The following is a 26,024-nucleotide window of genomic DNA, read 5'->3' on the forward strand; positions in this document are numbered from 1 at the left end:
CATTGCGTGGCCCTTTTTTCTTCAGAAGCGATAACCTGCGCCAAAGAAGAATACCCAGGGGTCAACACGCATATGAATATTTTGCTGCTGATCGCCCGATTTAAATTTCACGTTCGTATCAATATCCATGTACCACAATGATGCATTCAGCAGCCAGTCACGGTTAATCTGATAATCCAGCCCTACCTGACCGGCAATGCCCCACGAGTCTTTCACACTGAGATCACTTAATCCCGCATCACGACCGGTCTGATTAAACTTTGCATCGTAAAACGTCGTGTAGTTAATGCCGACGCCGACATAGGGTCGCGCTTTGCTTTGGCTGTCAAAGAAGTAGTACTGTGCCATCAGCGTTGGCGGCAATTGCCGGACCGTCGCCAGCGTGCCCGTTGGGCCAAGGCCAACTTTATGGCGGAACGGTGTGGCGGCCAGTAGCTCGACGCCAATATTGTCTGTCGCCATATAGGTGAACGTTAAACCCAGTTGGGTATCATTACTGGCACTGAATCCGCCCATACCCAGTACGTTATCCGAGCCTTCGTTAGGTCGAACGGTGGCGCTACCTGCGCGAATAAAAAAATCACCTGCCTGGTGGGCCAGTGCCAGTTGAGGTAACGCAAGCGCCAGCAGCATGGCGCATTTAGCCAGTTTCATAGTCACTCCTGTGAGAAAGTAAGGTGCCTGCACTGAATCATTTTTTTGTGCGCACAGGTTTAGCGCGATTTTTTTATAAATGCATCTAAATCAAGACGGAAAAATGATTTAAAAAACAATGGATTGACTCAGATCAATTTTATGCCCGTATCCCGGACACAAATAGTGCTTGCCGAAAAAATGGAGCGGCATTACTTTGCTCATCTCCCCCTGTGATTTTGGTTCGATGCCTTAGAGGTGGCGGGCGATCAAATGAGTGAAACTACAAACCCCTGTATTAGCTGTGGTGCCTGTTGTGCCCACTTCCGCGTCTCGTTTTACTGGGCTGAAGCCGACGATGCGGGCGGCCCCGTTCCCACAGAATTAACGGAACCTTTAAGTCTGATGATGCGAAATATGCGTGGGACGAACGATCGTTCGCCGCGCTGTATTGCGCTTGAAGGGGAAATCGGCCACTGCGTGTCGTGCAGTATTTATGAGAACCGCCCCTCGCCCTGCCGGGAGTTTGCTATGTCCGGCGAAAACGGGATCGGGAATGAAGGCTGCGATCGGGCCCGGGCACGCTATGGCCTTCCCGCACTGTTTCACCCATCTTTACCTGTTATGACAGAAAGTTATCCGGTTGCGGGTGCCAGCGAGCCGCCAGAACATGTACAATCGACGGGTTAATTAACCCGGTTCTTTCAAGGAGTGTACATGTCTATCACGGCAAGCTCGTTATACCGTGACACAGGAAATTTTTTTCGTCATCAACTGATTACCCTGGTGCTGATGTCACTGTTGACCGCGTTTGTCACAGTGATGCTTTTACATGCCTTCACACCGGGTGACGATCAAATGGCGATCCTGCAGCAAGGCGATATCAGCAGTGCCTCGCTGTTTGAAATGGTGCAGAGCATGTCACCCGAACAGCAGCAGGTTCTGCTGCGTGCGTCTGCTGCGGGTACTTTTGCAGGCCTTGTCGGCAATACGCTGCTGTTGGGCGGTATGCTGTGCCTGATTCCGCTGGTATCGTCTGGCCAGCGCGTGAGCGCGCTGCGTGCCATTGGTACATCCGCGCCTTTATTACCGAAACTGCTGCTGCTGACCTTTTTGATCACCCTGGTCGCCCAACTGGGTTTTATGGTTCTGGTGGTGCCTGGCGTGCTGCTTACCATCGTGCTCTCGTTGTCGCCAATCATTCTGGCAAATGAAAAACTGGGCGTTATCGCCGCCATGCGCGCCAGCATGCGCATGGCCTGGAAAAACGTCAGACTGATTGCGCCAGCCATTATTCTGTGGCTGCTGGCAAAACTGGCAGTGATGTTTTTCTTTACCTCGTTAGTGGTGCTGCCGATGAACGTATCGACGGTGATTTTCACCGCTATCGGGAATCTGATTTCAACCCTGTTAGTAATTTACCTGTATCGGCTTTATATGCTGTTACGTTGATTGTCCGTGCGCCTTCGGGCGCACTGGCCGGGAATACCGCCTTAACTGGAATGACTATGAAGCAGTTACTCGACTTTCTTCCCCTTGTGGTTTTCTTTATTTTTTATAAGTTGTACGACATCTTCATCGCCTCAGGAGCCCTGGTTGTCGCGACCGGCCTGGCGCTGGTGGCAAGCTGGGTGCTCTATCGCAAGCTTGAAAAAATGACCATTTTTACGTTTGTGCTGGTGGCGGTGTTTGGCACGCTCACCCTGGTTTTCCATAATGATGAATTTATTAAATGGAAAGTCACGGTGATCTACAGCCTGTTTGCGCTGGCGTTACTGTTCAGCCAGTGGTTTATGAAACAGCCGTTAATTCAGACCATGTTGGGAAAAGAACTGGAGTTACCCAACACCGTATGGCGCAATCTGAATATTGCCTGGGCCCTCTTCTTTTTATTGTGTGGTCTGGCGAATATCTATGTGGCATTTTGGTTACCTCAGTCAGTCTGGGTTAACTTTAAAGTGTTTGGGCTGACCGGCCTGACGCTACTCTTTACCTTACTGAGTGGGCTCTATATCTGGCGTAAAATGCCGCAACAACAGCAAAAATAAACCTGCCGCCCGTCTGTGCGGGCGGCCTTTCTTTCATTCATTACATAAGAAAACAACGCAATGGACGAAAAACATAAATTGCCCCAGGGCGAAATGGTCATGCGGACGCTCGCGATGCCTGCGGATACTAACGCAAACGGCGACATCTTCGGTGGCTGGTTAATGTCGCAAATGGATATGGGCGGTGCCATTCTGGCAAAAGAAATCGCCGAGGGCCGTGTCGTCACCGTCAGAGTGGATGGTATGACCTTTTTAAAACCCGTCGCGGTCGGCGATGTTGTCAGTTGCTACGCACAGTGCATTCGCACGGGCAACAGCTCAATGACGATCAATGTGCAGGTATGGATTAAGAAAGTGTCGTCTGAGCCTATTGGTCAGACCTATTGCGCGACCGAAGCGGTCTTTATTTATGTTGCGGTGGACAATGAAGGCCATCCCCGTCAGCTGCCTGCGGGACGGGATAATCAGTCAGCCCCCGCCTGAGTGCGGTTCAGCCTGACATCGCAGACAGGCTGAATCTGAACCGGACTCGGGCGGGTCCGGGCGCGCTTAGCCGACTTCACGTTGCTGAAACGCCTCACAAGCCTTATTCAAGGCTGGCCCCGCCGTTAATTTTAAACACAATATTCATCGTCAGACCGGTACCGGGCTTACCGCTTTGATAGCGCCACGAACGCATGGCCTGTTTGACGCTGCGCTCAAACATGTTGCGCGGTTCCGCAGACAGAATATCAATGTTGTCGACCCGTCCGTCACTGTCCACATCAAATTTTACTCTGACACGGCCTTCTACTCGCAGGGCCGCCGCGCGTGGTGGATAGGCTGGCTTGCTGATATTCAGCGCTTTTGGGCCGGTTGAGGCGGTCTGCGCAGGTGTTGCTGACGGTGTCGCTTTCGGCGCTGTCGCAGGCTTAGTCTGTGTTGCAGGCGCATCCTGCTTAAAGGGGTTGGCCTGGGGCTTCGCTTCCTCACGCGGTTTTACTTCGCGTTTTGGCTGTGTATGTTTGGGCTGGTGCCGCGGTCTGGGTTTTGGCTCAGGTTTGGGTTCCGGTTTGGGAATCGGCACTGGCTCAGCTTTAGGCGGTTCCGGAGCGGGTTTCGGCTCGGCCACAGGCTCAGGGGCTGGCTGGGGGGTCGGTTGCGGTGTCGGTTGTGTGATTGCGGGTTCAGGCTGAACCTCGGGCGCGACCATTGTCACAATGATTGGCTGGGATGCTTTGGGCAGTTCTCGGGTTTGATGAAAAGACGCATAGAGAATACCGGCAATGACTGCACCATGGAGCACAACGGACAACATCATGGCGACAGGCGTGCGTTTCGGTAAAGGCATAGTCAGCGTGGTCATAACAATCGCAGTTATCAAATGAAGCCCTGATTTTAAATGCAAATAGCAATCAGTTTCAATAATCACCTTAGTGCCGGGCGAAAAAAGCCCCTTTAGCCCAATATGCTCAGCACGTTATTGACGCAAGGTTTCGTTTGCACTCTACTTAACTATCCCTTACCGTGTTGCAAAATTTATAGAGTCAATGGGAGCGCCCTAGTGCTTTACGTCATTTATGCTGAAGATAACGCCGATTCTCTGGAAAAACGCAACGCGGTGCGCCCCGCTCACCTTGCGCGTCTGAAGCTGTTGCATGAAGAAGGCCGTTTGATCGTTGCAGGCCCCATGCCTGCGGTTGACAGTAACGATCCTGGCGTAGCCGGTTTTACCGGCTCCACGGTGATTGCAGAGTTCCCGTCACTGGAAACGGCCCAGGCCTGGGCAGCGGACGATCCCTATATTGCGGCCGGTGTTTACAAACACGTCAGCGTCAAGCCGTTTAAGCGGGTTTTCTGAGCCCGCCGACAACACTGACGCTTCTACAGAGATAGTCTGAATGCATGCCATTATCATGGCCCTGCTGCTGGTCATCACCCTGCTTGTGGGTGGCGCGTTGTATCTGTGGCGAAAGCACGGCTGGCGAAACAAAAAGCACCTGATCGTCATGCTGATTGTACTGGCGGCAGCCGTCCAGTTGGTTAACGTCAACTTATTGATGACCGGACAGTAATTTAACAGCCGCTTCGCGCGGCTGCGTCATCAGAGATTTTGTGTGATAAACAGAATGGAACGACGTTGCTGTTGCGCCAGTTGATGGCGAATCCCGTGGATGCGTTTATAGCGGCGTGACTGCCCTTCCAGCCAGCGCGAACGTCGACGCTGCACCTGACGCAACATTCTCCAGCGGGCCACTTCGTTTCTGCTTCGTCTCATAACTTCCTCTCTGACATCTGACTCACGCGCACGCATTATAGAGATCTCTGCGCTAATGCCAAATCGGATCTCGCATTGACATACCACGATGATTAAGGGTTTCACTCCCTACCATCTCCACGTAAACTTCTCAGATTCAAGCGCGAACAGGATGTCCACTTAATGACGACGTTTTATACGCTTATCAGTTGGTTATTGGTATTTGGTTACTGGTTATTGATTGCGGGTATTACCCTGCGCATTCTGATGAAGCGACGAGCCGTAACCTCGGCAATGGCATGGCTGCTGATTATTTTTATTCTGCCACTGGTTGGCATTATTGCTTATCTGTCGTTTGGTGAATTGCATCTGGGTAAACGCCGGGCTGAACGCGCGCGAACGATGTGGCCCTCTACCGCCCGCTGGCTGAATGATCTTAAAAAGCGTACCGAAATCTTTGCCACCGATTACAGCGATGTCGCGCAGGCGTTATTTCAGTTGTGCAACAACCGTCAGGGCATCGCAGGGGTAAAAGGGAATCAGTTACAGCTGTTGACCAGTTCGGACGATGTAATGAAAGCCCTTATCAGGGATATTCAGCTGGCCCGGCACAATATTGAGATGGTGTTTTATATCTGGAATCCGGGCGGACTGGCGGATGAAGTCGCCGAATCCCTGATGGCCGCGTCGCGGCGCGGTGTTCACTGCCGCCTTATGCTGGATTCCGCAGGGAGCGTCGCCTTCTTCCGCAGCCCGTGGGTCGGGATGATGCGTAATGCGGGTATTGATGTGGTTGAGGCGCTACAGGTCAGCCTGCTGCGTGTCTTTCTGCGTCGTATGGATTTACGTCAGCATCGCAAAATGGTGTTGATTGACAACTATATCGCCTATACCGGCAGCATGAATCTGGTGGACCCGCGCTTTTTTAAACAGGACGCGGGCGTGGGTCAGTGGGTCGATCTGATGGCGCGTATGGAAGGGCCGGTATCAACCGCCATGGGGATCGTTTACAGCTGTGACTGGGAAATTGAGACCGGCAAGCGTATTCTGCCCCCACCGCCCGACCGCAATATTATGCCGTTCGAACAGGAAAGTGGTCATACCGTTCAGGTGATCGCTTCCGGTCCCGGTTTCCCCGAGGATTTAATTCATCAGGCGTTGCTTACGGCGGTCTACTCTGCCCGCGAACAGCTGATCATGACCACGCCTTATCTGGTGCCCAGTGACGATCTGCTGCATGCCATCTGCACGGCTGCGCTACGTGGCGTCAATGTGAGTCTGGTGGTTCCCCGGCACAACGACTCTTTGCTGGTAAGCTGGGCCAGCCGCTCGTTTTTTAGTGAGCTGCTTGAGGCCGGCGTTAAGATCTACCAGTTTGAAGATGGCCTGCTGCATACCAAAAGCGTGCTGGTCGATGGTCAGTTGAGTTTAGTGGGGACCGTAAATCTCGATATGCGCAGCTTATGGCTGAATTTCGAAATCACACTCGCCGTCGATGATGCCGGATTTGGCAGCGACTTGGCCTGCGTCCAGGACGACTATATTGCCCGTTCGCGTCTGCTTGACGCCAGACGGTGGGCAAAACGTGCCTGGTGGAAGCGGATTGTCGAACGACTGTTTTACTTCTTTAGTCCTTTACTGTAAAACGAGCGAAATTACGAACCGCCCTCAGATAAACGGGACCGAAAATGGATCTGAACAACCGCCTGACAGAAGACGAAACGCTGGAACAGGCCTACGACATTTTTCTTGAACTGGCAGGTGACAACCTTGACCCTGCAGACATTATTCTTTTCAATCTGCAGTTTGAAGAGCGTGGCGGCGCAGAACTGTTTGATCCGGGCGAAGACTGGCAGGAGCACGTGGACTTCGATTTGAACCCCGACTTTTTCTCTGAAGTGGTCATTGGTCTGGGCGAAGCAGACGGCGAACCTATTACCGATGTGTTTGCGCGCGTACTGCTGTGTCGGGAAAAAGATCACAAGCTGTGCCATATTTTGTGGCGTGAATAGTCCTCACCTCGTAACGAAAACGCCGGGCAACAGCCCGGCGTTTTGGTTTAAAGCGGATCCACCTTCAGGCAGGACACCGCATGGCGGAAGCTGCCTTCGAGCAGCGGCCGCGTTTTGGCGCATTCCGGTCCGGCAATCGGGCAGCGGGTGCGGAAAACGCATCCGGATGGCGGATTGATCGGCGACGGTAATTCCCCTTCCAGCAACTGAATCTGCTTATTTTTTTCCAGATCCGGATCGGGAATCGGTACGGCTGACATCAGCGCCTTGGTATAAGGATGCTGCGGATGGGTATACACCTCATCGTAGGTGCCCAGCTCCACCGCGTGGCCCAGATACATCACCAGTACGCGATCCGAGATGTGCTTCACCACCGCCAGATCGTGGGCGATAAAGATCAGCGACAGCCCCATTTCTCGCTGCAGTTGCTGTAGCAGGTTGACCACCTGCGCCTGAATGGACACATCCAGTGCAGAGACCGGTTCATCACAGATGATCAGTTTAGGCTCAAGAATCAATGCACGCGCAATGCCGATACGCTGACACTGACCGCCTGAAAACTCGTGCGGATACCGGTTAATCAGGTTAGGCAACAAGCCCACTTTCATCATCATCGTTTTGACGCGATCTTTGATGTCCTGGCGAGAAAGCTCAGGGTGATAGGTACGTAAGGGCTCGGCGATAATATCGCCGATGGTCATGCGTGGGTTAAGCGAGGCCAGCGGATCCTGAAATATCATCTGGATATCGCTACGCGCCTTACGCCACTCTTCCTCACTCTGCCCCAGCAGGTTACGGCCAAGCCAGGTGACACGGCCTTCCGTGGCTTTCACTAACCCGATAATCGCACGTGCCAGCGTGGATTTACCGCAGCCGGATTCGCCCACCACACCCAGCGTTTCCCCTTCGTACAGGCGCAGACTGACGCCATCCACGGCCTTCAGCGTTTTTGGCGGCTGCCAGAACCACTGCTTGTCATCCTTGATGTCGAAATGAACTTTCAGATCGGCAATTTCGAGTAGGACTTTTTTTTCTGCCAGGCTCATACGAGTTCCTCCACCGGCTTAAAGCAGGCGCGCAAGCGCCCTTCTGCAAACGGTAACAGCGGCGGTGCTTTGGAACAGATATCCATGGCATGCGGACAGCGCGGCTGGAACGGACAACCCTGCGGCAGACGCAGCAGGTTTGGTGGATTACCCGGAATGGTGGTCAGGCTTTCACCTTCTGCATCCAGTCTTGGCACCGCATTCAGGAGACCAATCGAGTAGGGGTGAGCCGGCTGATAAAACACATCGCGCGCGCGACCGTATTCCATGGTGCGGCCTGCATACATCACCAGCACTTTATCGCAGATCCCGGCCACAACGCCCAGATCGTGGGTAATCATGATGATCGCCGTATTGAACTCGCGCTTCAGCTCATTCAGCAGCGTCATAATCTGCGCCTGCACCGTAACATCCAGCGCGGTCGTCGGTTCATCCGCAATCAGCAGCTTAGGCCGGCACAGGAGCGCCATCGCGATCATCACGCGCTGACGCATCCCGCCCGAAAACTCATGTGGGTACATCTTCATGCGTTTGCGGGCTTCAGGCATTTTTACCGCGTCCAGCATTTTCACCGACTCTTCAAAGGCCTGAGCGCTGCTCATGCCTTTGTGCAGTTTCAGCACTTCCATTAACTGTTCGCCGACCCGCATATACGGATTCAGTGATGTCATGGGATCCTGAAAAATCATCGCGATTTGTTCAGCGCGCAGCCGGTTTAACTGTTTTTCCGGCAGATTAAGAATCTCTTTACCGTTGAACAACGCAGAGCCGCCAATGCGGCCATTGCTGGCCAGCAGGCCCATCAGCGCAAACGCGGTTTGCGATTTACCCGAGCCTGACTCACCGACAATGCCCAGGGTTTCCCCGGCACGCAGTGAGAAATTGAGATCGTTCACGGCGGTGACATCACCGTCATGGGTGCCGAACGTAACACGTAAGTCTTTCACTTCAAGCAACAGGTCGCTTCCCGCGCGTGCAGCCTGAGCAGGCTGAAATTCATGAATAGTCATCGGGAAACTCCTTAACGATCTTTGGGGTCGAGGGCATCACGCAGGCCATCGCCAATAAAGTTAAAACAGAACAGCGTGACCACCAGGAAAATGGCCGGGAACAGCAACAGCCACGGCGAAACTTCCATGGAGTTAGCCCCATCGCTCAACAGCGCGCCCCAGCTACTCAGCGGCTCCTGGGTGCCCAGGCCGAGAAAGCTCAGGAATGATTCGAACAGAATCATGCTGGGCACCAGCAGCGAGGCGTAAACCACCACCACGCCCAGTACGTTAGGCACGATATGGCGCGTCACGATTTTCCAGGTCGAAACGCCGCCGACATGCGCCGCTTCAATAAACTCTTTACGCTTTAGGCTCAGAGTTTGTCCACGCACGATACGCGCCATGTCCAGCCACGACACCATACCGATAGCAGCAAAAATCAGCAGGATGTTACGGCCAAAGAAGGTGACCAACAGTATGACGAAAAACATAAACGGGAAGGAGTTAAGGATTTCCAGAATACGCATCATCACGGAGTCGATTTTTCCACCAAGGTAACCGGCAATGGAACCGTAGAGCGTTCCCACCACCACAGCGATCAGGGCGGCGGCAATGCCCACCATCAACGAAATACGACCGCCAATGGCGACGCGCACCAGCAGATCACGCCCCGATGAGTCGGTGCCAAACCAGTGTCCGGACGTGGTATCTGGCGGCGATGACATCATTCCCCAGTCGGTATCGAAATAGGAGAACGGTGACAACATGGGCGCGAAAATTACAAACAGCGTGATTAACATCAGCACCATCAGGCTGATTAACGCGGCCCGGTTATGAATAAAACGGCGACGGGCATCCTGCCACAGGCTACGCCCTTCGACTTCCAGTTTTTCACTGAATGCATCAAGAGCTTCGCTATTTTTCTTACTTAACATCATGGCGAACTCCAGAATCAGTAGCGAATTTTCGGGTCGATAACGGCATAGAGCACATCGACGATCGCGTTAAACAGAATGGTCAACAGCCCCACCAGAATCGTCAGGCTCAGTACCAGCGAGTAGTCACGGTTAAGCGCGCCGTTGACAAACAGCTGACCGATACCGGGCAGTCCGTAAATAGATTCAATCACCATAGAGCCAGTAATAATGCCCACAAATGCCGGTCCCATATAGGAAATAACCGGCAACAGTGCTGGCTTGAGCGCGTGACGTAAAACGATACGACGTAACGGCAACCCTTTGGCTCGCGCGGTACGGATAAAGTTGGAATGCATCACCTCAATCATCGAGCCACGAGTGATACGCGCGATACTGGCAATGTAAGCCAGGGATAACGCCACCATCGGCAGCAGCATATAGTTCCACTGTCCACCGTTCCAGCCGCCACCCGGCAGCCATTTCAGCGTAATGGCGAAAATCAGGACTAACAGCGGGGCAACCACAAAACTCGGTATGACCACGCCGGTCATTGCCACCCCCATGACGACGTAATCCCACAGGGTGTTTTGCTTCAGCGCGGCGATAACCCCTGCCGTCACGCCCAGTACCACGGCCAGGATAAAGGCAGCCAGGCCCAGTTTGGCCGACACCGGAAAGGCATGACCAACCAGGTAGTTTACCGAATAGTCTTTATATTTAAACGAGGGGCCAAAGTCGCCATGGGCCAGTTGAATCAGGTAATCAACATATTGCTTGCCAATGGGATCGTTGAGGTGATATTTCGCCTCGATATTCGCCATCACCTCTGGCGACAGCGTACGCTCACCCGTGAACGGACTGCCGGGGGCCAGTCGCATCATAAAGAAGGAGATAGTAATAAGGACGAAAAGCGTCGGGATGGCTTCAAGTAACCGACGCAAAATGAATTTTAACATTGCCGTACCTACCAGGCTGGTGCTTCACATTGCATTAAAAAATACAGGCGGCGCTCATGGCGCCGCCGCTGTTCTTGGTGTTCTGTTAGTGCTTAATGATGTACAGGTTTCTGTCTGCGACGTTATCCAGCGGATCTTTACCGGTATAACCACCGACATACGGTTTCACCAGACGGGTGTTCACGTAGTAGTACAATGGCACGATGGCAGAGTCTTTATCCAGCTGCTGCTCAGCTTTTTCATAGTCAGCCGACCGGGCTTTATCATCGGTCGTGGCCAGGGCATCTTTCATCAGCTTGTCGAAGGCCGGGCTCTTGTAGTGCGCGGTGTTGTTACTGCTGTCAGACAGCATGGTATTCAGGAACGACGTCGGTTCGTTATAGTCTGCACACCAGCCTGCACGTGCAACGTCGAAGTTGCCCTGATGACGCGTATCCAGGAAGGTTTTCCACTCCTGGTTCTCCAGCTTCACTTTCACACCCAGATTTTTGGCCCAAATCGACGAGGCGGCAATGGCCAGTTTTTTATGCAGGTCGGAGGTGTTGTACAGGAGCGTAAACGTTAACGGTTTGTCTGCCGTGTAACCGGCTTCAGCCAGCAGCTTTTTGGCTTCAGCATTACGTTTTTCCTGTGACCAGGTAAACCACTCTGGCTTCACCAGCTCCATACCATCTGTTGCTGGTGGCGTGTAGCTGTAGGCTGGCTTCTGGCCCTGCGCCAGCACTTTATCCACGATAATGTCGCGGTCGATACCCAGTTTCAATGCGGCACGTACGCGCGGATCGGTGAAAGGCGCTTTCTGGTTATTAATTTCGTAATAGTAGGTGCACAGATAAGGGTCAACATGCAGCTCTTTACCGTTGTCACGCTGTAATTTTTTGAACAGCTCAATCGGCAGATTGTTATAGGTCATGTCACTGCCGTTATCAGAGAAGTAACGGTTAACATCACTGACTTCTGACGAAATGGGCAGGAAGGTGACTTTGTTCAGAACGGTATGCGCGTTATCCCAGTAATCAGGGTTGCGCACAACGGTAATACGTTCGTTAATGACGTGAGATTCCAGCTTAAAGGCACCGTTGCTGACGATATTTTCAGGCTGGGTCCACTTATCACCGAATTTCTCAATAACCGCTTTGTTTACCGGCGACATTGAGGAGTGAATCAGTAATTTATAGAAATACGGAACCGGCTCGCTCAGGGTCACTTGCAGCGTATGATCGTCAAGCGCCTTCACACCCAAATCTGTTGGCGGTTTCTTACCGGCGATAATATCGTCAACGTTGGCCAGGTGACCGTATTGCAGATAGCTGGCATAAGGAGACGCGGTTTTCGGATCGGCCAGACGCTGCCAGCTGTAAACGAAATCCTGAGCAGTCACCGGCTCACCGTTTGACCATTTGGCACTTTTGCGCAGATGGAAGGTCCAGACTTTAAAGTCTTTATTATCCCAGCTCTCTGCCACGCCAGGAATCGGATGGCCGTTGGTATCACTGATCACCAGTCCTTCAAACAGGTCACGGCTGACGTTCGATTCCGGTACGCCTTCAATTTTGTGCGGATCCAGCGACTGAACCTCGCTACCGTTTCCTTTTACCAGCTCTTGCTTCGCGGCCAGCTCAACCCCGGCAGGAACCGTGGCGGCGATAACGCTGTTGGCTGTGAGCGCACTCATCGCTGCAAAGACGCTGGCAGCAATCAGGGTTTTCTTCGTGATGTTGTTCATTCTTAACTCCAGTTTTTTTATTTTCACCGAGGGTGTTTGCGACCTCAGTGTTCCCCGTATTCGGGCCCCGGTGTTTTCACCTGGGGAGCATTGACCCTGTAGCGTGGTCAGCACGGTAACGCCCTTCCCGGCTGTGCCGCCGGATAAGCGCGTTATCAGTGTTGTTTAATGAAATAATATTTCAGATCTGTCATGTCCTGCGGATCGTGGCCGGTGAACCCGCCAACCCAGGGTTTAACCAGCCTCACGCTGACGCGGTAGTAAACTGGCACAATTGCCGAGTCTTTGTCGAGTTGTGTTTCAGCCTGCTGATACAATGCCGCGCGGTCAGCATCCTTTGTGGCGCTTAGCGTGTCTGCCATCAGCCGATCAAAGACCGCACTACGATAAAACGCGGTATTGGTCGACGACTGACTCAGGAACATATTCAGGAAAGTAGAGGGCTCGTTATAATCCGCGCACCATGTGGCCCGCACCACGTCATACTGTGCCTGATGACGCGTTTCCAGCAGCGTTTTCCATTCCTGATTTTGTAAGGTGACCTGCGCCCCGAGGTTGCGCTGCCACATTGACGCTGCAGCAATCGCCTGGGTTTTATTTTGATCGGAGGTGTTATAGAGCAGCGTAAAACGCAAAGGATTTTTACTGTCGAAACCCGCTTCTGCCAGCAGTTTCTTTGCCGCCTCATTGCGCTGCGACTGGGACCAGGTCATCCATTCCGGTGTGGCTAACGCGGCCCCATTGGTATAGGGCGGTGTAAAACTGTAAGCCGGAATCTGGCCCTGTCCCATAATCTTTTTGGCGATAATGTCGCGGTCCAGCGTCATCTTTATAGCCGCGCGCACGCGCGCATCAGTAAAAGGCGGCTTTTTGTTGTTGATTTCATAATAAAACGTACACAGCAAGGGGCTGACTTTGACTTCGTCGCCGATGTCCTTACGCAGCTTCGCGAACATATTGGGCGGGATGGCGCTGTTGGTCATATCCAGGCCACCGCTGCGATAGCGGTTGATGTCGCTGTTCTCAGAACTGATCGGCAGAAACGTCCCTTGCTCAATCACGGTTTGCGCGTTGTTCCAGTATAGCGGATTGCGCTTCAGGACAATTTTTTCGTTGACGACCCAGTCACTTAAGGTATAAGCACCATTACTAACATAATGCCCGGGTTGAGTCCACGCCTCGCCCCATTTCTGGATAGCGGGCGCATATACGGGTTTCATGGCCGTATGCGCCAGCATGGCAATCAGATAGGGAACGGGCTCTGTTAAAGTGACCTGTAAATGGTGATCGTCAATCGCTTTTACGCCCAGTTGGTCTGGTGCCGCTTTACCCGCAATAATCTCGTCGGCATTGGCAATATGCGCCGCCTGCAGATAACTGGTGTAAGGAGATGCAGTTTTCGGATCGGCCAGGCGTCGCCAGCTGTAAACAAAATCGTTAGCCGTTACCGGTTCGCCGTTGCTCCATTTTGCATCGTTGCGCAGCGTGAAGGTCCAGATTTTTCCTTGCTGATTTTCCCAGCTCTCAGCCACACCGGGGACAACCTTACCGTTATTATCTGTATTAACCAGCCCGTCCAGCAGATTCAGGATAATATTGGATTCCGGCACACCTTCCGTCTTATGCGGGTCAAGCGAGGCCACTTCGGAGCCATTGTTTATGACAATTTGCTGCTGTGGCGATAAGGTCACGCCGGCGGGTACGCTGGCCGCACAGACGGGTAAAGCAGTCATCACACCTAGTGCCAGACAAGACCAATATTGCTGAGCGTTCATTTACCACACCTTGTTGACCTGCCCGTTTTTATTCTGCAATCCCGTCTGCATCAAGAAAAAAATCTTGCTATTTCGACCTTCGGGAAAACATGCTCAATGCGCCGAAAATTAGCAGAAGCTGAATGACGGCGCCAAAACTAAATAGTTAAAATGTTATCTGTTTCTCTTTTATCATGAGATTTTTCCCAGTGGAAGTGTTAATTTTTAGCCTAAAAATACATTAACCTACTGAATTATAAAAATATTCATAGATTTGATGCTATTCTAACCAGAATATTACATTCACCGATTTTGACTGCGTTGTTGTAGCGTCATTCTTTCCCGATGTGCCATTTAAAAAGGCATTAATGGGCCTTTACCAGCATTAATCATGCCAACATGCATCGTCAAAGCAGAATATAAGGTGAGATTGATGACAGGAAGGCCAGGCGCGTACTATCGGGACGCGCACTGAGTATTAGGGAAAGTGATAACCCGGAGGGGATATACAGCGGTGCAAATAATTGCCCGTTTAGAGTGCAATATTGTGTCGTATTGCACTCTTTTGATGCCTGTCTTTTTATGCTTGTTAAAATAAGTGGGTATTCAGCTTACCAGCCCTGGAAAAATCGCTTTAATGCCTGTTACCACAAATTCGATGCCCAGCGCCATTAACAGCAGCCCCATGATACGGGTGATGACGTTGATGCCCGTTTGCCCCAGTACTCTGACCATAATAGGGGCGGCACGAAACAGTAACCAACAACTGAAGGCAAAAATGGCCACTGCCACGGTAAATCCCAGCAGATTTAACCAACTGTGATAGCGCGTACTCCAGACGATAGTTGAGCTGATTGCGCCGGGCCCGGCCATCAGCGGTAAAGCCAGCGGAACAACGCCAATACTTTCGCGAATCGCGGTTTCTGTTTTTTCCTGCTTGTTTTGTTTATCTTCGCCCAGCTTTCCGCTGATCATCGACATCGCTATCGTGACAACCAGAATGCCCCCGGCAATACGGAAAGAATCAATTGAGATGCCAAACACATGCAGAATGGCATCCCCTAAAAACAGCGACGTCCAGAGAATAATGGCCACAGCAAGGTTTGCGGTGAGATTCGTTTTATTACGTTCTGCCACGCCCTGATAACGCGTCATGCTGATAAACACCGGAATGATGCCAATGGGATTCACCAGTGCAAACAGGCCTACGAAAAACTTGATATAGCCAGAAAGATCTAACAGCGCAGGATTCACGGTTCACTCCCCATCCCAGATGAAAAACGCGCCTAATGTAAGGTAAAAACGCCGCGCACGCCAGTTGAAGCGAGAGTTATTTATTCTGTTAATTTACTTACAGTTTAGGGCGTTAAACCAGCCATTCCACAAAGGCTGGCAGATGTTACTTTTGTTAGCGCTTTTAACCTCATCGCCCTCCCCCTCATGAACCGCAGGCTGAAAGGTGTCAGCTGTGGTTTAAATTGATTTGGATCATCATTGCTGTCCCCTAAACCCGATACTCTTTTGTTGTCAGCCACGATACCACCGGAGAAAAAAATTCTTTTAGTAAACAACTGAAAAACCGCACTTTCATGCTCCGTGATTGAGCGGTTTTTACCCTGGCTATACTTTCCGTTCAGGCTTGTTTCCTAAAAAAGTTTAACTTCCTCAGGAGATCACAATGGCCGTTACTAATGTCGCTGAACTCAATGCACTGGTTGAACGGGTAAAAAAAGCCCAGCAAGCGTTCGCCAGTTTTTCTCAACAACAAGTCGATGCTATTTTCCGCGCAGCCGCACTGGCCGCTGCTGATGCCCGTATTCCCTTAGCGAAGATGGCGGTCGCAGAATCGGGCATGGGCATTGTCGAAGACAAAGTCATCAAAAATCATTTTGCGTCCGAATATATTTATAACGCCTATAAGGATGATAAAACCTGCGGCGTACTGGAAACCGATGATACCTTTGGCACCATTACGATTGCCGAACCCATCGGCCTGATTTGTGGGATCGTCCCGACCACCAACCCCACCTCTACCGCCATCTTCAAAGCCCTGATCAGCCTTAAAACCCGCAACGGTATTATCTTCTCGCCGCATCCTCGCGCCAAAGATGCCACCAATAAAGCCGCCGATATTGTGCTGCAGGCCGCGATTGCTGCTGGCGCCCCTAAAGACATTATCGGCTGGATCGATGCGCCCTCTGTTGAGCTGTCGAATCAGCTGATGCACCACCCGGACATCAATCTGATTCTTGCCACAGGTGGACCGGGCATGGTGAAAGCCGCTTACAGTTCCGGCAAACCGGCTATTGGTGTCGGTGCCGGGAATACACCTGTCGTGATTGATGAAACGGCAGATGTTAAACGCGCGGTGGCGTCCATCCTGATGTCGAAAACGTTTGATAACGGGGTGATTTGTGCCTCAGAGCAGTCCGTTATTGTTGTCGATGCGATTTACGATGCCGTTCGGGCACGTTTCGCCAGTCATGGTGGCTACCTGCTGCAGGGCCATGAACTTCAGGCGGTTCAGAATATTATCCTGAAAAATGGCGGCCTCAACGCCGCGATTGTGGGCCAGCCCGCAGTAAAAATTGCTGAGATGGCGGGCATTACGGTACCAACCGATACCAAAATTCTGATTGGTGAAGTTGAACGGGTCGACGAATCCGAACCTTTTGCCCATGAAAAACTGTCGCCAACGCTGGCGATGTACCGGGCTAAAGATTACGAAGACGCCGTCAGTAAAGCGGAAAAACTGGTCGCCATGGGCGGCATTGGCCACACCTCCTGCCTGTACACGGATCAGGATAACCAGTCCGCACGTGTCCACTATTTTGGCGACAAAATGAAAACGGCCCGTATCCTGATTAATACCCCCGCTTCTCAGGGTGGGATTGGCGATTTATATAACTTCAAACTCGCGCCTTCGTTGACGCTGGGTTGTGGCTCCTGGGGAGGTAACTCAATTTCCGAAAACGTCGGACCTAAGCATCTGATCAATAAGAAAACCGTCGCCAAGCGAGCTGAAAATATGTTGTGGCATAAACTTCCGAAATCTATCTATTTCCGTCGTGGGTCATTGCCTGTCGCCTTAGAAGAGGTCGCTACCGACGGCGCGAAACGTGCATTTGTTGTGACTGACCGCTTCCTGTTCAATAACGGCTATGCCGACCAGGTTACCCGCGTCCTGAAATCCCACGGTATTGAAACGGAAGTGTTCTTCGAGGTCGAAGCAGACCCAACACTGAGCATTGTTCGCAAAGGCGCAGAGCAAATGCACAGCTTTAAACCCGATGTGATCATTGCGCTGGGCGGCGGCTCGCCAATGGATGCGGCGAAAATCATGTGGGTGATGTATGAGCATCCCGAAACCCACTTCGAAGAGCTGGCATTACGCTTTATGGATATTCGTAAACGTATCTATAAGTTCCCGAAAATGGGCGTCAAAGCCCGCATGGTAGCCATCACCACTACCTCCGGCACCGGTTCAGAAGTGACCCCGTTTGCGGTGGTCACGGATGATGCCACCGGTCAAAAATATCCGCTGGCAGATTATGCACTGACTCCGGATATGGCCATTGTGGATGCGAACCTCGTAATGGATATGCCGCGTTCACTCTGCGCCTTTGGCGGTCTGGATGCGGTTACCCATGCACTGGAAGCCTATGTTTCCGTTCTGGCGAATGAGTATTCTGATGGTCAGGCTCTGCAGGCGCTTAAGTTGCTGAAAGAGAACCTGCCCGCCAGTTATGCCGAAGGCGCCAAAAATCCGGTTGCGCGTGAACGTGTGCACAATGCCGCCACCATTGCCGGTATTGCCTTTGCCAACGCCTTCCTCGGCGTATGTCACTCGATGGCCCATAAACTGGGTTCCGAGTTCCATATTCCCCACGGACTGGCTAACTCGCTGCTGATTTCCAACGTCATTCGTTATAACGCAAATGACAACCCGACCAAACAGACTGCATTCAGTCAGTATGATCGTCCACAGGCGCGTCGTCGCTATGCGGAAATCGCCGATCATCTTGGTTTGACCGCCACAGGCGATCGTACTGCTCAGAAAATTGAGAAACTGCTGGTCTGGCTGGATGAAATTAAAACGGAACTGGGTATTCCCGCCTCGATTCGTGAAGCTGGCGTGCAGGAAGCGGATTTTCTGGCGAAAGTGGACAAACTGGCTGAGGATGCGTTCGACGATCAGTGTACCGGTGCTAACCCACGTTATCCGTTAATTGCTGAACTGAAACAGATCATGCTGGACAGTTACTACGGCCGCAAATTTGTTGAGCCTTATGCCCAGGTTGAACAGCCGCTGACTCAGCCCGTCAGCGATATCAAAGCCGCTAAAAAGGTCAAAAAAGCCTAATCAGGAACAAGCCCGTTAGCGCGGGTGCGCCATCCCCCTTGTGGCTCGGTCACAAGGGGGTTTTTTATGGCTGTTGAGGATAAGCAGGCTGTTTGCCCGCTGTCAGTGAATGTGCAATAGTGCAATCGCTACCACACACGGACAGACCGACACCCAGGTTGCCATAAAGATAAAGAGACGAATGAGGTTCACCAGGAAAGACTTTTGCGACCACGTGAACCTGAGGTGAGGAACAGGATTACGCGACTGGCGTTTGCGCGCCGTGGATAGCCTGCAAACAGCCCTGCTCAATCGCTTTTTTATAGTGCTTACGGCACACCGAGATATAGCGCTCATTGCCGCCAATCACCACCTGCTCCCCCTCCCGGAAGGGTTTGCCTTCACTGTCGAGACGCAGCACCATGCCCGCTTTACGTCCGCAATGACATACGGTTTTAAGCTCCACCAGTTTATCGGCCCAGGCCAGCAGATACTGGCTACCGGTAAACAATTCTCCCAGAAAGTCGGTTCTTAACCCATAACACAGCACCGGAATATCCAGATTATCCACCACGTCAGACAAGGCCTTCACCTGTTCCCGTGTCAGAAACTGACTTTCATCCACTAACACACAGTGTACGGGCTGGCGCGCATGCTCTTGTGCAATTTCCACATCCAGCTGGCTTTCGGCATTATAAAGAACGGCCGGTGATGACAAGCCAATGCGTGAACTGACTTTACCGGTACCAAAGCGATTATCAATCTCAGCGGTATAAACCAGGGTCCGCATACCGCGCTCCTGATAATTATAGGAAGACTGCAAAAGCGCGGTTGATTTACCCGCGTTCATTGCCGAATAGTAGAAATAGAGTTGAGCCATTGGCACGGTATCCCGGTGTGGATGAAACAAAATAAGTGCGATTTTACCATATCTGACCGGCGATGCCGTGTTGATTTTCAGCCCGTTACGTTCAGACGAGAGCCAGCGTCGGGTATTGCCTGTCCTGCAACGGCAGCGCATTATTTTTGACTAAATGAATATTAAAGACAGTATAGCGTTAAGCTTTATTTTCATTGAACCGTGTCAGGGCTTTTTAGGTTGCCGGTTAAACATCAACGTTTCATTGGTCCTTACATCGCGCTTTATCTGGCGGAATTTATAATTTAATAAATTCACCTTTGAACTTTTAAAGCTAAAAATTAATTTAATGTTGAAGTTATTTCCCCCCACCACTACTATTAGCGGGCAGAACAACTCTCCTATTCATTATTCAGAGATCAGGACAATGAGCGAAGCACTAAAAAATCTTAATAATATCCGCACGCTGCGTGCCCAGGCCAGAGAGTGTTCTTTGGAAACACTGGAAGAAATGCTGGAAAAGTTTGAAGTCGTAGTAAATGAACGCCGCGATGAAGCGTCACATTCTAAAGCAGAAACGGAAGAGCGTGCGCGTAAACTTGAGCAATATCGCGATATGCTTTTAGCGGATGGAATCGATCCCAATGAGTTATTCAACGCATTGTCAGAGTCCAAAACGTCTGGCAAAGCCAAACGTGCTGCCCGCCCTGCCAAATATCAGTTTGTTGATGAAAACGGGGAGACCAAAACCTGGACCGGTCAGGGACGTACACCAGCAGCAATCAAAAAAGCCATGGAACAACATGGTAAGCAGTTAGACGACTTTTTGCTGTAAATCCTGGCGTGCTTTAGGCTTTGCTGGCTTCATTTTAGCGACCTGATTACCAATACCAGAAAAAAAAGGAAGCGGTCGCTTCCTTTTTGTTTTTATACCGAATAAAAGTTTCGGTACCAGTCAACAAAACGTCTGACACCTTCATCCACGCCTGTTTGCGGTTTAAAGCCGACAGCGTTAAATAAATCGCTGGTATCTGCGCTGGTAGCTAACACGTCACCGGGTTGCATTGGCATCAGATTTTTATTTGCCGTTACACCTAATGCTTTTTCAATCGCTTCAATATAGCGAATCAGGCTCATCGGCTGACTATTGCCTAAATTGTAAATACGATACGGCGCTGAACTCGACGCGGCAGACCCGCTCTCTACTGTCCAACTTTCATCCGGCTGCGGAATACGATCCTGCAGACGAATAATGGCCTCGACAACATCATCGATATAGGTGAAATCGCGTTGCATTTTACCCTGGTTATAGACGTCAATTGCCTCACCCGCAATCATAGCCCGGGTAAATTTAAACAAGGCCATATCGGGGCGTCCCCAGGGACCGTATACAGTGAAGAAACGTAAACCGGTGGTGGGTAACTGATACAGATGCGAATAGGTGTGCGACATCAGCTCATTGGCTTTTTTGGTCGCGGCATACAATGACACCGGATGATCGACACTGTCTTCCGTAGAGAACGGCAGCTTACTGTTCAGTCCATAAACGGAGCTGGACGACGCATAGAGCAGATGTTCAACACGATGATGACGGCACCCTTCAAGAATATTCAGATGCCCAATAACATTGGCATCCACATACGCATGCGGGTTTTCAAGTGAATAGCGCACACCAGCCTGAGCGGCCAGGTGGATAACGCGCTGAAATTTGTGCTGTTCGAAAAGTGCTGCAATGGCCTGACGGTCGGCCAAATCGGTTTTAACAAACGTAAAAGATGGGTTGTCGCCGATCAAATCAAGACGGGCTTGTTTGAGGCTGACATCATAATAGTCATTCAGGTTGTCAATACCGACAACCTGGTGACCGGCGGCCAACAGGCGTTGGCTCACATGGAAGCCAATAAAGCCTGCTGCGCCGGTTACCAGAAAATTCATAAATCCCTCATTAATCACACAGCCTGGATGGACGCTCCGCGGCCAATAGCGTAATAAACGAAGCCGCGTTTGCTGAGACGCTCTGGATCATACAGGTTACGTCCATCAAAAATCACGGGTTGTTTCAGTGCATTTTTGATCACGTCGAAGTCAGGGGCACGGAAATTTTGCCACTCAGTGCAAATTACCAGGCCATCTGCGCCCTGTAATGCTGATTCTTTGGTGCCCATCAGCCTCAAATCGTCGCGGTGACCGTAGATGCGTTGTGCTTCATCCATCGCTTCCGGATCGAAAGCCTGTACAGACGCACCTGCTTCCCACAGCGCTTCCATCAATACACGGCTCGATGCTTCACGCATATCGTCGGTATTCGGTTTGAACGACAGTCCCCACAGCGCAAACGTCTTCCCTTTCAGATCGTCACCAAAATGACGTTTGATAAAGGCGGGCAGCTTAGTTTTCTGGCTGTCATTGACGTCTTCCACCGCTTTTAACAGACGTGGTGTATAGCCAATGGATTCCGCCGTACGAATGAGCGCCTGCACATCTTTCGGGAAACAGGAACCGCCATAACCGCAGCCAGGATAGATAAAGTGATAGCCGATACGTGAGTCAGAACCAATCCCCTGGCGCACTTTTTCGATATCCGCACCTAAACGTTCCGCGAGATTGGAAATTTCATTCATAAAGCTGATTTTGGTCGCCAGCATACAGTTGGCAGCGTACTTCGTCAGCTCTGCACTGCGAATATCCATCAGGATCATACGATCGTGGTTGCGGTTGAAGGGCTCATAGAGCTCACGCAACAGTTCCACGACAGCATCATTATCCGTGCCGACAACGATGCGCTCGGGACGCATACAGTCAGCAACCGCCGCCCCTTCTTTCAGGAACTCGGGGTTGGATACTACATCAAAGCTGATATTGGCATCACGCGCCTGCAGGGTTTCCGTCATGACCGCACGGACTCTGTCAGCCGTTCCAACCGGTACGGTAGATTTATCGATGACCACTTTATGATCGGTCATATGCTGAGCAATGGTGCGTGCCACGGCAGTAACATATTTCAGATCGGCCGAACCATCTTCATCAGGCGGTGTGCCTACGGCGATGAACTGCATCACGCCATGGTTAACGCCCAGTGCAGCATCGGTGCTGAACTTCAGGCGACCGGATTCATAGTTAGACTTAACCAGCGGCGTCAGGCCCGGTTCAAAAATAGGAATCTGACCCTTTTTGAGGTTCTCAACCTTTTTTTCATCGACATCAATACAGAGAACGTCATGTCCGACTTCGGCCAACACCGCAGCCTGAACCAGACCGACATAGCCGATACCAAATACAGTGACTTTCATTACGCTATCCTGTGTTTTAAATTTTTAATCGCTAACGGTTTTATTGAGCCACTCAGAGAACTCTTTGCCCAGCACCGGATGGCGAACACCATATTCGACGAAAGCCTGCATGTATCCCAGTTTGTTACCGCAGTCATGGCTGACCCCTTTCAGGTGGTAAGCTTCAACGGTCTCTTTTTCCATCAGCATGGCGATAGAATCCGTGAGCTGTACTTCACCGCCTGCACCTGGAGGCGTTTTTGCCAGCAGTGGCCAGATATCTGCGGACAGAACATAACGCCCCACCACAGCCAGATTAGAAGGCGCTTCAGACGCTTTTGGTTTCTCAACCACACCGACCATCGGTGCGCTGTCGCCCGGGTTCAGTTCTGCGCCCTTGCAGTCAACAACACCATAAGCGGTTACATCACTGACAGGCTCAACCATGATCTGGCTGCGGCCAGACTCTTCATAACGGCTCAGCATTTCTGCCAGGTTATCTTTGGTTGGGTTTGACTCATATTCGTCGATGATCACATCAGGCAGGATGACGGCAACAGGCTCATCGCCGACCAGGGGGTGCGCGCACATTACCGCGTGGCCCAGGCCTTTAGCGATGCCCTGACGGACCTGCATGATGGTCACGTGTGGAGGACAGATGGACTGAATTTCATCCAGCAGCTGACGCTTAACGCGTTTTTCCAGCATCGACTCCAGTTCGAAACTGGTATCAAAATGGTTTTCAATGGCGTTCTTAGACGAGTGGGTTACCAGCACAATTTCATTGATACCCGCAGCAATACACTCGTTAACGACATACTGAATTAACGGCTTATCAACCAGCGGTAACATTTCTTTTGGAATCGCTTTCGTCGCAGGAAGCATACGCGTACCCAAACCTGCTACCGGGATTACCGCTTTTTTAACTTTGGTCTTATAGGCAGACATCAAAATACCTCTCTTATAGGCCGTTCAAGTTTTAATGCTTGATATGTCGGTTTAAATTCGGAAATGAGTATATCAGTTACTCGCGAACGGATTTATCCTGGAAGGCATCTATCCGTAGAATTTAAGACTATTACCCAAGTGTAAAGCTAACTTCTGGCACTGTCTTGCGGGTAAGTATAAATTACCCTTCGGTGTTTATTGCTCAGACGATAACATCAGTCGTATACGGCCCCCGGCGCCCCAAATATGGCACTGCCAGTCGTCCGCACGCTGGCTAATCTGGTTAATATGCGTACTGCCCATAGTGCCAAGCGGAACGCCATTACTGAGTTGAATTTGATGGGCCTGAACATGTAAGGTGGCATTCAGGCCAGCAGAAACCAGCACCAGGTTTTTTAATCCGCGATGGTAGTACCCAACTAACAGAGGGAACTGTCCGGTTAAATTCGCCTGCCGTAGCAGCAGATTAACTTGTCTGAGTAAACTGCTTAACTCAGGTAATCGCTGTTTCTGTCCTGATAACTGTTCTTGTAATAATCCGTTAAACAGGGCGCGCAATAATAAAGCCGCCAGCACGCCATTGTCGCCCGCACGGGTGACATCGAGACAATAAAACGCCAAATCTTTGTCAGATAACGCCGCAATATCCAGCACCAGCCCGGGCTGCTCCGCCATGGTTAACTGGCGATAATTTACCCGACAATGGGCAATGCGTTGCTGGACCGGGGGCTGCAGTTCTTTCAGTAATTTTGCCGCAGCGGAAGGATCGCGCACCAATGCATCCCAGTCCTGAAACAGCTGTTCATCTTCCTCGACTTTCGAGGTAAACATCGACGGATAGAGGCATTCGTATACCGCTTCACGGAAACGTTCAAAATTCTTCAGGGGTTTTAGCAACACATCCTGTACGCCCAGACGTAAAACCTGCGCGATGTCGGACATATTTTCGGTCGCGGAAATTATCAGAATGGGCAAGGTATTGCCGTGGCTGCGCAGATGTTCGACAAACTGAATTCCGTTCATGCGCGGCATTTCCAGGTCACAAATCACCAGTTCGACGGCATGTTTATCCAGTTGCGCAATAGCTTCCAGACCATCTTCAGCCTCAACAGTGACAGCCCCCATTGATGTTAAAAACTGGTTTAAAAGCGAACGGAAAACGGCCTCATCTTCGACAATGAGTATCTTTTTGCCGATCAGTGGTTTTTCCATTCCATCCCCCTGCGTACCCGATAAATCAATAGTGGTTCATAAAACGCAGTTGCGCCTTTCAGAATAGACCGAAGTAACATCTGTGCGTGAACAACCAGATTATCTTCTACGGACCAGCGGTAATAATTCATCCATTTGTTTCTCAACGGCAACCTTCCCAGCCGCAATTGCTTCTTCTGCACGATGAAAATCCAACGTGGATATCTGTGGACAAAATGGCTGGATAAGCACATCAGGCGGATCGCCTGCCATCCGGTTTCGCTTCAGGCGATTTTCCAGCACCTGGATGGACGTGGCCATGATCTCCATGGCGCCCGGCATTTGCGAGGCCCGGCGCTGCGTAAAATTGACCAGACGCTGTCGCAGTTTCCCACGCCAGTCGAGATTGAGCGCCACAGCTGCCGCATGTTCTTCTGAACTCTGCGGCGTCAGCGCCATCGCATTCTGCGGCATCAGATGCGCGTCGTGCTGAAGATCGACAGCAATCACGACATCCGCCCCCAGCGCGCGCGTCAGGGAGATCGGTACCGGATTCACCACCGCACCATCCACCAGCCAATATCCATTGTAGCCGACGGGCGGTAATAAACCTGGCATACTGCAGGACGCACGTACCGCCTGATGTAATTCACCCTCGGTCAGCCACAGCTCGCGACCGGTACTTAAATTGGTTGCCACCACACCAAACGGCTTTCCGCACGATTCAATCGCGTCGTGCGTAATGAGTTGCCGGACATGGTTAAATACCCGTTCTCCGCGTAACAGTCCGCCTCGCTGCCAGGACAGATCCATCAGACGGATGACATCCCAGTAGCTAAACGCACTCACCCACTTTTTCATGTGCGGGAGACGATGATTGACGTAAGCTGCGCCCACCAGTGCACCGATGGAACAGCCTGCCACGACATCAATGTTGATACCTGCGCTCTCCAACGCTTCGATAACGCCAATATGCGCCCATCCTTTGGCGGCACCGGAACCCAGAGCCAATCCAATTTTTTGCTTTCTCATCTTACTCGGGTCCTGGCGTCAATACATGGCATCACACGCGTGGGTCGGATAAAGTAAACGATA

The 26,024-nt window shown here is 51.4% G+C and carries 26 protein-coding genes; 10 read left to right on the forward strand and 16 right to left on the reverse strand.

Translation table 11 applies throughout. From position 1 onward, the window contains the following. Positions 1–21 precede the first annotated feature (21 nt). Entirely contained in the window at positions 22–654 is a 633-nt protein-coding gene (ompW, locus tag G5574_RS02785) for an outer membrane protein OmpW (protein WP_033741844.1), read from the reverse strand. A gap of 252 nt (positions 655–906) precedes the next feature. On the opposite strand from ompW, the gene G5574_RS02790 reads away from it, so the two are divergent. The 4 genes from G5574_RS02790 to yciA are packed head-to-tail and all read left to right on the forward strand — an operon-like array spanning position 907 to position 3,164. Beyond that, positions 907–1,323 carry a YkgJ family cysteine cluster protein gene (locus G5574_RS02790; protein WP_033741845.1) on the forward strand — a complete coding sequence of 139 codons (417 nt, stop codon included), beginning with the start codon at positions 907–909 and terminating at the stop codon, positions 1,321–1,323. A 27-nt stretch (positions 1,324–1,350) separates the two neighbouring features. Next, complete coding sequence (locus G5574_RS02795; RefSeq protein ID WP_039342998.1) at positions 1,351–2,085, forward strand: YciC family protein; 735 nt, start codon at positions 1,351–1,353, stop codon at positions 2,083–2,085. Positions 2,086–2,141: 56 nt separating this feature from the next. Continuing rightward, positions 2,142–2,681 carry a septation protein A gene (locus tag G5574_RS02800; protein ID WP_033741849.1) on the forward strand — a complete coding sequence of 180 codons (540 nt, stop codon included), beginning with the start codon at positions 2,142–2,144 and terminating at the stop codon, positions 2,679–2,681. A gap of 60 nt (positions 2,682–2,741) precedes the next feature. Beyond that, positions 2,742–3,164, forward strand: coding sequence for an acyl-CoA thioester hydrolase YciA (yciA, locus tag G5574_RS02805; protein WP_033741850.1), 423 nt, complete (start codon positions 2,742–2,744; stop codon positions 3,162–3,164). A gap of 103 nt (positions 3,165–3,267) precedes the next feature. Here yciA and tonB read toward each other — a convergent pair whose 3' ends face one another. Next, entirely contained in the window at positions 3,268–4,026 is a 759-nt protein-coding gene (gene tonB, locus G5574_RS02810) for a TonB system transport protein TonB (protein WP_164482004.1), read from the reverse strand. A gap of 198 nt (positions 4,027–4,224) precedes the next feature. Here tonB and G5574_RS02815 point away from each other — a divergent pair, with 198 nt between their 5' ends. Further along, a complete protein-coding gene (locus tag G5574_RS02815) occupies positions 4,225–4,521 on the forward strand; it encodes a YciI family protein (RefSeq protein ID WP_006119366.1) in 297 nt (98 codons plus the stop codon). Between the two features lie 40 nt (positions 4,522–4,561). Beyond that, complete coding sequence (locus G5574_RS02820; protein ID WP_006119367.1) at positions 4,562–4,735, forward strand: hypothetical protein; 174 nt, start codon at positions 4,562–4,564, stop codon at positions 4,733–4,735. Between the two features lie 29 nt (positions 4,736–4,764). On the opposite strand, the gene G5574_RS02825 is transcribed toward G5574_RS02820, so the two are convergent. After that, positions 4,765–4,938 carry a YciY family protein gene (locus G5574_RS02825; RefSeq protein ID WP_006119368.1) on the reverse strand — a complete coding sequence of 58 codons (174 nt, stop codon included), beginning with the start codon at positions 4,936–4,938 and terminating at the stop codon, positions 4,765–4,767. A gap of 162 nt (positions 4,939–5,100) precedes the next feature. On the opposite strand from G5574_RS02825, the gene cls reads away from it, so the two are divergent. Both cls and G5574_RS02835 read left to right on the forward strand, forming a co-directional pair. Next, on the forward strand, positions 5,101–6,561 hold the full coding sequence (gene cls / locus G5574_RS02830) for a cardiolipin synthase (RefSeq protein ID WP_033741857.1): 1,461 nt from the start codon (positions 5,101–5,103) through the stop codon (positions 6,559–6,561). A 44-nt stretch (positions 6,562–6,605) separates the two neighbouring features. Then, positions 6,606–6,929, forward strand: coding sequence for an HI1450 family dsDNA-mimic protein (locus G5574_RS02835; RefSeq protein ID WP_006119371.1), 324 nt, complete (start codon positions 6,606–6,608; stop codon positions 6,927–6,929). A gap of 47 nt (positions 6,930–6,976) precedes the next feature. Here the strand turns inward: G5574_RS02835 and oppF are convergent, their stop codons facing one another. From oppF to G5574_RS02870, 7 genes are all read right to left on the reverse strand, one after another. Then, complete coding sequence (oppF, locus tag G5574_RS02840; protein WP_039343011.1) at positions 6,977–7,975, reverse strand: murein tripeptide/oligopeptide ABC transporter ATP binding protein OppF; 999 nt, start codon at positions 7,973–7,975, stop codon at positions 6,977–6,979. Continuing rightward, the gene (oppD, locus tag G5574_RS02845; protein ID WP_006119374.1) at positions 7,972–8,985 is read right to left on the reverse strand and encodes an ABC transporter ATP-binding protein; all 1,014 of its coding nucleotides are present in this window, start codon (positions 8,983–8,985) and stop codon (positions 7,972–7,974) included. The genes oppF and oppD overlap by 4 nt, the downstream gene beginning before the upstream one ends. An 11-nt stretch (positions 8,986–8,996) precedes the next feature. Continuing rightward, entirely contained in the window at positions 8,997–9,905 is a 909-nt protein-coding gene (gene oppC, locus G5574_RS02850) for an oligopeptide ABC transporter permease OppC (protein ID WP_006119376.1), read from the reverse strand. A gap of 14 nt (positions 9,906–9,919) precedes the next feature. Beyond that, a complete protein-coding gene (gene oppB / locus G5574_RS02855) occupies positions 9,920–10,840 on the reverse strand; it encodes an oligopeptide ABC transporter permease OppB (protein ID WP_006119378.1) in 921 nt (306 codons plus the stop codon). 85 nt (positions 10,841–10,925) lie between these two features. After that, entirely contained in the window at positions 10,926–12,566 is a 1,641-nt protein-coding gene (gene oppA, locus G5574_RS02860) for an oligopeptide ABC transporter substrate-binding protein OppA (protein ID WP_033741860.1), read from the reverse strand. A gap of 155 nt (positions 12,567–12,721) precedes the next feature. Beyond that, the gene (locus G5574_RS02865) at positions 12,722–14,341 is read right to left on the reverse strand and encodes an ABC transporter substrate-binding protein (protein WP_164482005.1); all 1,620 of its coding nucleotides are present in this window, start codon (positions 14,339–14,341) and stop codon (positions 12,722–12,724) included. 585 nt (positions 14,342–14,926) lie between these two features. Further along, complete coding sequence (locus G5574_RS02870; RefSeq protein ID WP_006119393.1) at positions 14,927–15,574, reverse strand: YchE family NAAT transporter; 648 nt, start codon at positions 15,572–15,574, stop codon at positions 14,927–14,929. 424 nt (positions 15,575–15,998) lie between these two features. Here G5574_RS02870 and adhE point away from each other — a divergent pair, with 424 nt between their 5' ends. Next, a complete protein-coding gene (gene adhE, locus G5574_RS02875; protein WP_164482006.1) occupies positions 15,999–18,683 on the forward strand; it encodes a bifunctional acetaldehyde-CoA/alcohol dehydrogenase in 2,685 nt (894 codons plus the stop codon). 238 nt (positions 18,684–18,921) lie between these two features. Here adhE and tdk read toward each other — a convergent pair whose 3' ends face one another. Then, positions 18,922–19,542 (reverse strand): thymidine kinase, encoded by a 621-nt coding sequence (tdk, locus tag G5574_RS02880; protein WP_006119396.1) that lies wholly within the window; start codon positions 19,540–19,542, stop codon positions 18,922–18,924. A 406-nt stretch (positions 19,543–19,948) separates the two neighbouring features. Here tdk and hns point away from each other — a divergent pair, with 406 nt between their 5' ends. Next, positions 19,949–20,356 carry a histone-like nucleoid-structuring protein H-NS gene (gene hns / locus G5574_RS02885; protein WP_033741865.1) on the forward strand — a complete coding sequence of 136 codons (408 nt, stop codon included), beginning with the start codon at positions 19,949–19,951 and terminating at the stop codon, positions 20,354–20,356. A 92-nt stretch (positions 20,357–20,448) separates the two neighbouring features. On the opposite strand, the gene G5574_RS02890 is transcribed toward hns, so the two are convergent. From G5574_RS02890 to rssA, 5 genes are all read right to left on the reverse strand, one after another. Further along, entirely contained in the window at positions 20,449–21,456 is a 1,008-nt protein-coding gene (locus G5574_RS02890) for an NAD-dependent epimerase (protein ID WP_006119398.1), read from the reverse strand. Positions 21,457–21,470: 14 nt separating this feature from the next. Further along, the gene (locus tag G5574_RS02895) at positions 21,471–22,811 is read right to left on the reverse strand and encodes a UDP-glucose dehydrogenase family protein (protein ID WP_164482007.1); all 1,341 of its coding nucleotides are present in this window, start codon (positions 22,809–22,811) and stop codon (positions 21,471–21,473) included. 24 nt (positions 22,812–22,835) lie between these two features. After that, positions 22,836–23,738: a UTP--glucose-1-phosphate uridylyltransferase GalU gene (gene galU, locus G5574_RS02900; protein ID WP_006119401.1), complete on the reverse strand. Its 903-nt coding sequence runs from the start codon at positions 23,736–23,738 to the stop codon at positions 22,836–22,838. 195 nt (positions 23,739–23,933) lie between these two features. Next, complete coding sequence (rssB, locus tag G5574_RS02905; protein ID WP_006119402.1) at positions 23,934–24,950, reverse strand: two-component system response regulator RssB; 1,017 nt, start codon at positions 24,948–24,950, stop codon at positions 23,934–23,936. Between the two features lie 99 nt (positions 24,951–25,049). Next, the gene (gene rssA / locus G5574_RS02910) at positions 25,050–25,961 is read right to left on the reverse strand and encodes a patatin-like phospholipase RssA (protein WP_039343037.1); all 912 of its coding nucleotides are present in this window, start codon (positions 25,959–25,961) and stop codon (positions 25,050–25,052) included. Positions 25,962–26,024 lie beyond the last annotated feature (63 nt).

Source organism: Pantoea stewartii, assembly GCF_011044475.1.
Lineage (GTDB): Bacteria > Pseudomonadota > Gammaproteobacteria > Enterobacterales > Enterobacteriaceae > Pantoea > Pantoea stewartii.